5 protein-coding genes and 1 pseudogene are annotated in these 6,552 nt (G+C 64.6%); 1 reads left to right on the forward strand and 5 read right to left on the reverse strand.

The features are described from left to right. Positions 1-18: 18 nt before the first annotated feature. From F6X40_RS13935 to secA, 4 genes are all read right to left on the reverse strand, one after another. Positions 19-468 carry an NUDIX domain-containing protein gene (locus F6X40_RS13935; protein WP_187628244.1) on the reverse strand — a complete coding sequence of 150 codons (450 nt, stop codon included), beginning with the start codon at positions 466-468 and terminating at the stop codon, positions 19-21. After that, positions 465-1,334 carry an ATP-binding protein gene (locus F6X40_RS13940; protein WP_184058562.1) on the reverse strand — a complete coding sequence of 290 codons (870 nt, stop codon included), beginning with the start codon at positions 1,332-1,334 and terminating at the stop codon, positions 465-467. Before F6X40_RS13940 ends, F6X40_RS13935 begins: the two co-directional genes overlap by 4 nt. Positions 1,335-1,371: 37 nt before the next feature. Next, positions 1,372-2,613 (reverse strand): bifunctional glutamate N-acetyltransferase/amino-acid acetyltransferase ArgJ, encoded by a 1,242-nt coding sequence (gene argJ, locus F6X40_RS13945; RefSeq protein ID WP_187628245.1) that lies wholly within the window; start codon positions 2,611-2,613, stop codon positions 1,372-1,374. 153 nt (positions 2,614-2,766) lie between these two features. After that, entirely contained in the window at positions 2,767-5,583 is a 2,817-nt protein-coding gene (gene secA, locus F6X40_RS13950; RefSeq protein ID WP_184066900.1) for a preprotein translocase subunit SecA, read from the reverse strand. 285 nt (positions 5,584-5,868) lie between these two features. Here secA and F6X40_RS13955 point away from each other — a divergent pair, with 285 nt between their 5' ends. After that, positions 5,869-6,351 carry a DciA family protein gene (locus F6X40_RS13955; protein WP_090801953.1) on the forward strand — a complete coding sequence of 161 codons (483 nt, stop codon included), beginning with the start codon at positions 5,869-5,871 and terminating at the stop codon, positions 6,349-6,351. 42 nt (positions 6,352-6,393) lie between these two features. On the opposite strand, the pseudogene F6X40_RS42270 reads toward F6X40_RS13955, so the two are convergent. Beyond that, a pseudogene (locus tag F6X40_RS42270) lies at positions 6,394-6,552 on the reverse strand (DDE transposase); the annotation flags it as partial.

Genomic DNA, 6,552 nt, shown 5'->3' on the forward strand with positions numbered 1-6,552 from the left:
TTCAGTCGTTGCCTTCAATCAACACTTCTTCTCAGCCGCGAGCCACTCCAGCACCGGGATCGTGGCCGGCAGCAACGGCGAGACATCCGCAGGCAAGCTCTGCCAGACGAAGGCCTGGCCTTCACGCCCGTGCGGCTCGCCCGACCAGTGCGTCACCTTGCAGAAGAAGAGGCGCACATAGGCGTGCGGATAATCGTGTTCGAGCGTATGCCACAGATGGCTCGCCTCGACCTCGATTCCCAGCTCCTCGTGCAGCTCGCGCGCGAGCGCGGCCTCGACCGATTCGCCCGCTTCGAGCTTGCCGCCCGGAAACTCCCAGTAGCCCTCGTACGGCTTGCCCGTCGGACGCTGCGCGAGCAGATACCGCCCATCCGGCTGCACCAGCACGCCGACCGCGACTTCGGTGACCGGACGGCCAGCGCCGTTGGCGCCGACGCTATTGCCGGTGCTTTTGTTAGCGGCGCTCATGCCGGCGTCTTACGGCCGGACCAGTCGCGCGCGAACTGCCATGCGACCCGTCCCGAGCGCGAGCCACGTTCGAGCGCCCACACGAGCGCATCGCCGCGCGCCGATTCGATCTCGGCGTCGTCGCAACCGAAATGGCGCAGCCAGTGCGCGATGATCGTCAGGTAGTCGTCCTGCTTGAACGGATAGAAGCTGACCCACAGCCCGAAACGCTCGGACAGCGAAATCTTCTCTTCGACCAGTTCACCCGGATGAATCTCGCCGTCCGAAGTGTGCTTGTACGTCTCGTTGTCGCTCATGTACTCGGGCAGCAGATGGCGGCGGTTCGACGTCGCATAGATCAGTACGTTGTCGGACTGCGCGGCCACCGAGCCGTCGAGCGCGACCTTCAGCGCCTTGTAGCCCGACTCGCCTTCTTCGAACGACAGGTCGTCGCAGAACACGACGAAGCGCTCCGGCCGCTTCGCGATCAGATCGACGATGTCGCCGAGGTCGTGCAGATCGTCCTTGTCCACTTCGATCAGGCGCAAGCCGTCTTTCGCATACGCGTTCAGGCACGCCTTGATCAGCGACGACTTGCCGGTACCGCGCGCGCCCGTCAGCAGCACGTTGTTGGCCGGCTGACCGCGTACGAACTGGCGCGTGTTCTGTTCGATCAACCCCTTCTGGCGATCGATGTTCTGCAGGTCGTCGAGCGTGATCGGCGAAATGGCATGCACCGGCTGCAAGTAGCCGCGACCCTGGCGCTTGCGCCAGCGGAAGGCGACCGCGGCCGACCAGTCGATCTCCGGCGCGGCGGGCGGAAGCATCGCTTCCAGGCGGCCGAGCACGGCTTCGGCCCGGTTCAGAAACTGTTCGAGTTTGTCCATGGTGAGTAGGCGGCCCGTGGCCGCGCTTTGAAGCTGATTACGAGCGGTAGTCGGCGTTGATGCTCACGTAGTCGTGCGACAGATCGCAGGTCCAGATCGTGGCTTGCGCATTACCGCGGCCGAGCACGACGCGAATGCCGATCTCGCTTTTTTTCATCACGCGCTGGCCGTCTTCTTCGCGGTAGGCCGGGTTGCGGCCGCCGGCAGTCGCGACCAGCACGTCGTCCAGATACAGATCGATCTTGCCGACGTCGAGATCGTCAACGCCGGCATAGCCGATGGCCGCAAGAATACGGCCGAGGTTCGGGTCCGATGCATAGAAGGCCGTCTTGACGAGCGGCGAGTGGCCGATCGCGTAGGCGATCTGGCGGCATTCGCCGACGCTCGAGCCGCCTTCGACATGCACGGTCATGAATTTGGTCGCGCCCTCGCCGTCGCGCACGATCAGTTGCGCGAGGTTCTGCGCGACCTCGGTCACCGCGTCGCGCAGCGCTCCATAAGCGGGCGAATCGGCGGACGTGATCGCGGGCAGGCTCGATTTGCCCGACGCGATCAGGATGAACGAATCGTTGGTCGACGTATCGCCATCGATCGTGATGCAGTTGAACGAGCGATCCGCGACGTGCTTCACAAGCTCGTCGAGGACCGGCTGCGCGACGGCTGCGTCGAACGCGAGGAAGCCGAGCATGGTCGCCATGTTCGGCTTGATCATGCCGGCGCCCTTGCTAATGCCGGTCAGCGTGACGGTATGACCGCCGATCGTGACCTGGCGCGAGCTCGCCTTCGGCAGCGTGTCGGTCGTCATGATCGACTGCGCCGCGTCGTACCAGTTCGCTTCCTTGCGGTTCGCGAGCGCGGCCGGCAAGCCCGCCTTCAGACGATCGACCGGCAGCGGTTCGAGAATCACGCCCGTCGAGAACGGCAGCACCTGCTCGGGCACGATGTCGGCGAGACGCGCGAGTTCCGCGCAGGTTTCGCGCGTCGCCGCGAGGCCCGGCTCACCGGTGCCCGCGTTCGCGTTGCCGGTGTTGATCACCAGCGCGCGAATCGGCTTGCCGCCCGCGCGCACGCGCTGCAGGTTCTCGCGGCAGACCGTGACGGGCGCCGCGCAGAAGCGGTTCTGCGTGAACACGCCGCCTACCGTCGCGCCTTCGTCGACGGAAATGACGAGCACGTCCTTGCGGTTCGGTTTGCGGATATTCGCTTCCGCCCAGCCTAGCGTGACGCCGGCGACGGGGTGGAGTTGAGCGGGATCGATCGAGGGAAAGTTGACAGCCATGGTCGCGACCTGTCGAAGAAAATGCCGGCGGACGCCGGCATCGGGGAAACGGAACTGATGACCCGGGTGTGTTGCCGGGTCACCCGCGAAATCAAAACGGCCAAACGGCGCTTAAAAACGACACGGCGCGCCCGGAAGCGCGCCGCATCGCCATCAGGCGATCTTGCCGTGGCACTGCTTGTACTTCTTGCCGCTGCCGCACGGGCACGGGTCGTTGCGGCCGACCTTCGGCACGTTGTCGGCATTCATGTGCACGGCCGCCTGCGGCGCTGCGCCGTGGCCGTGGCTCATCGCGTCGCCGATCATCGCGGCGGTGGCCGCTTCGGCCGCGACCGGCGCGGCGGCGCCGGCTTCCGCGAACTCGGCATGACGGAACTCGACGTTCTCCAGATGACCGCCCTGCTCTTCCATCTGCTCCGCGGCCGCTTCGAGCTGCTCCGGCGACTGGATCTGCACGTTCATCACGATGCGCGTGACTTCGAGCTTCACGGCGTCGAGCATCGCGGCGAACAGTTCGAACGCCTCGCGCTTGTATTCCTGCTTCGGGTTCTTCTGCGCATAGCCGCGCAGATGGATGCCCTGACGCAGATGATCGAGCGCGGCCAGATGCTCGCGCCACGCGCGGTCGAGCGTCTGCAGCATGATCGAGCGCTCGAACGCGCTGAACGATTCGCGGCCGACCAACTGGACCTTCGCCTCGTACCCTTCGTCCGCGGCGGCCTCGACCGCTTCGAGAATCTCTTCCGCGCTGATCGAGTTCGACTCGTTGATCATTTCCTGAATCGCGAGGTCGAGCTGCCATTCGTTGCGCAGCACTTCCTCGAGTTCGGGCACGTCCCACTGCTCTTCGATGCTGCCCACCGGCACGAACTGATGCACGATGTCGCCGACCACGCCGTGACGCATCGCGCTGATGGTCTCGGTGATGTCGTTCGCTTCGAGCAGTTCGTTGCGCTGCTGGTAGATCACCTTGCGCTGGTCGTTCGATACGTCGTCGTATTCGAGCAATTGCTTACGAATATCGAAGTTGCGCGCCTCGACCTTGCGTTGCGCCGATTCAATCGAGCGCGACACGATGCCCGCTTCGATCGCCTCGCCTTCCGGCATCTTCAGGCGGTCCATGATCGCGCGCACGCGGTCGCCCGCGAAAATGCGCAGCAGCGGATCTTCCAGCGACAGATAGAAGCGCGACGAACCCGGGTCGCCCTGACGGCCCGCACGGCCGCGCAGCTGGTTGTCGATCCGGCGCGACTCGTGACGCTCGGTGCCGATGATGTGCAGACCGCCTGCGGCCTTCACCTGATCGTGCAGCGTCTGCCATTCGTCGTGCAGCTTCTGGATGCGGCGCTGCTTTTCGTCGGCGGCGAGCGTTTCGTCCTGCTCGATGAACGACGCCTGCTTCTCCGCGTTGCCGCCGAGCACGATGTCCGTACCACGGCCGGCCATGTTGGTCGCGATCGTGATGCGCTGCGGACGGCCCGCTTCGGCGACGATCTCCGCTTCGCGCGCGTGCTGCTTCGCGTTCAGCACTTCGTGCGGCAAGCTGACCTGCTTCAGCAGATGCGACAGCAGCTCCGAGTTCTCGATCGACGTCGTGCCAACCAGCACCGGCTGACCTCGTTCGAAGCACTCGCGAATGTCGCGGATCACCGCGTCGTAGCGTTCCTTCGCGGTCTTGTAGATCTGATCCTGCTTGTCGATCCGCTTCGGCGGACGGTTGGTCGGGATCACGACCGTTTCGAGACCGTAGATCTCGTTGAATTCGTACGCTTCGGTGTCGGCCGTGCCGGTCATGCCGGCCAGCTTCGCGTACATGCGGAAGTAGTTCTGGAACGTGATCGATGCGAGCGTCTGGTTCTCGCTCTGGATCTTCACGTGTTCCTTCGCCTCGACCGCCTGGTGCAGACCGTCAGACCAACGGCGGCCGGCCATCAGACGGCCGGTAAATTCGTCGACGATGATCACTTCGCCGTTCTGCACGACGTAGTGCTGATCCTTGAAGAACAGCGTGTGCGCGCGCAACGCCGCGTACACGTGGTGCATCAGCGTGATGTTCTGCGGCGCGTACAGGCTTTCGCCGTCGCCGATCAGGCCCCACTCGGAGAGCAGGCGCTCGGCCTTTTCGTGGCCCGACTCGGTCAGGAAGACCTGACGGCCTTTTTCGTCCAGTGTGTAGTCGCCCGGCTTCTCGACGCCGGTGCCGTCCGCCTTCTCTTCGCCGATCTGGCGCTCGAGCAGCGGCGGCAACGCGTTCATGCGCACGTAGAGTTCGGTGTGATCTTCGGCCTGGCCGGAGATGATCAGCGGCGTACGCGCTTCGTCGATCAGGATCGAGTCCACCTCGTCGACGACCGCGAAGTTCAGGCTACGCTGCACGCGCGCGTCGGTCTCGTAGACCATGTTGTCGCGCAGGTAGTCGAAGCCGAATTCGTTGTTGGTGCCGTAGGTGATGTCGGCGGCGTAGGCTTGCTGCTTCGCCGTGTGCTCCATTTGCGACAGGTTGATACCGACCGACAGACCGAGGAAGTTGTAGAGACGCGCCATCCATTCGGCGTCGCGCTGCGCGAGGTAGTCGTTGACCGTGACCACGTGGACGCCGCGGCCCGACAGCGCGTTCAGGTAGACCGGCAGCGTCGCGACGAGCGTCTTGCCCTCGCCGGTGCGCATTTCGCTGATCTTGCCGTAGTGCAGCGCCATACCGCCGATCAGCTGCACGTCGAAGTGGCGCATCTTCAGCACCCGCTTGCTGGCCTCGCGGCAGACCGCGAACGCTTCCGGCAGGATCTTGTCGAGCGATTCGCCGCTCGCGACGCGCTGGCGGAATTCACCCGTTTTGGCGCGCAGTTGGTCATCCGTCAATTGCTCGATCTGCGGCTCGAGCGCATTGATCGCCGCGACGGTCCTTTGATATTGCTTGACTAGCCGCTGATTACGGCTGCCAAAAATCTTCTGTAGAAAACCGGTGGTCATCGGATCGGTGTCTGCGTCGCGGCTTCGGCTGGCTCGCGGTATGCACTATGCGCATACCGCGCCTGGGTCGGAAAGTCCTCGGCGGCTTAGTCCAAGAGTGAATTCGAATCGGGCATTTTAGCACGCGCCTCCGGCCGCGCTCGTGTCGCAGGCGTGACGGCGCCGGCCTCCGCCAGCCCCGCCCGGCAACCTCCGGCGCGGCGCGGACCGACTTCGCAAGCTGCCCGCGCGGTACAATCGCGGCGTGAGCGCGCATGGGGCGAGCTCACGTCGTCAATCCCAAACATGAGCCGTTTTTCGTCCTTTTCAAGGCCGCCGAAGCAGTTCGATCGGCGCCGTCCGCAACCGCTTGCCGAGGTACTCGGCCGCACGGACGCGTTCGCTGCGCTGCGCGCAGGCGTCGAGCAGATCGCCGCGCTCGAGAAGGATCTGCGCGAGCTGCTGCCCGATTATCTGGCGACGAGCGTCGAGCCTGGCTTCATCAAGGAGGGCGTGCTGGCCCTGTTCGCCGCGCACAACGCGCTCGCGGCGCGTCTGCGGCATCTGGAGCCGCGGCTGCTGGCGGATTTGCAGCAGCGCGGCTGGCCCGTGCAGGCGCTGAAGATTCGCGTGCGGCCGCAGCCGCTGAAAGAACCGCCGCCCGTAAAACAGGCGCGCATGACGCCGGCCGGCGCCGCCGCGCTGCAGGCGTTGAGCGAATCGCTCGAGCCTTCGCCGTTGCAGGAGGCGCTCGCGCGCATGGCCGCGCGGCATCGGCGCAATCGCTGAACGCTCGACGAAAAAAAAACAGCCCCGAGGGGCTAATGCCGTTCAGTTAAGGTCTTTTTTGAGGTATCGAACGGTATAACGGAAAGGTCTGGATTTGACGGCCCGAGCGCAAGTGCGCCCGGGCCGTTTTTCGTTGAGAAGCTGCTTGAGCCGCTCGCGCAAGCGAGTCAGCAGCATGGGAAGTTTGCCGTACGAGCGCGT

The organism is Paraburkholderia sp. UCT31, from assembly GCF_014397655.1.
Classification (GTDB): domain Bacteria; phylum Pseudomonadota; class Gammaproteobacteria; order Burkholderiales; family Burkholderiaceae; genus Paraburkholderia; species Paraburkholderia tuberum.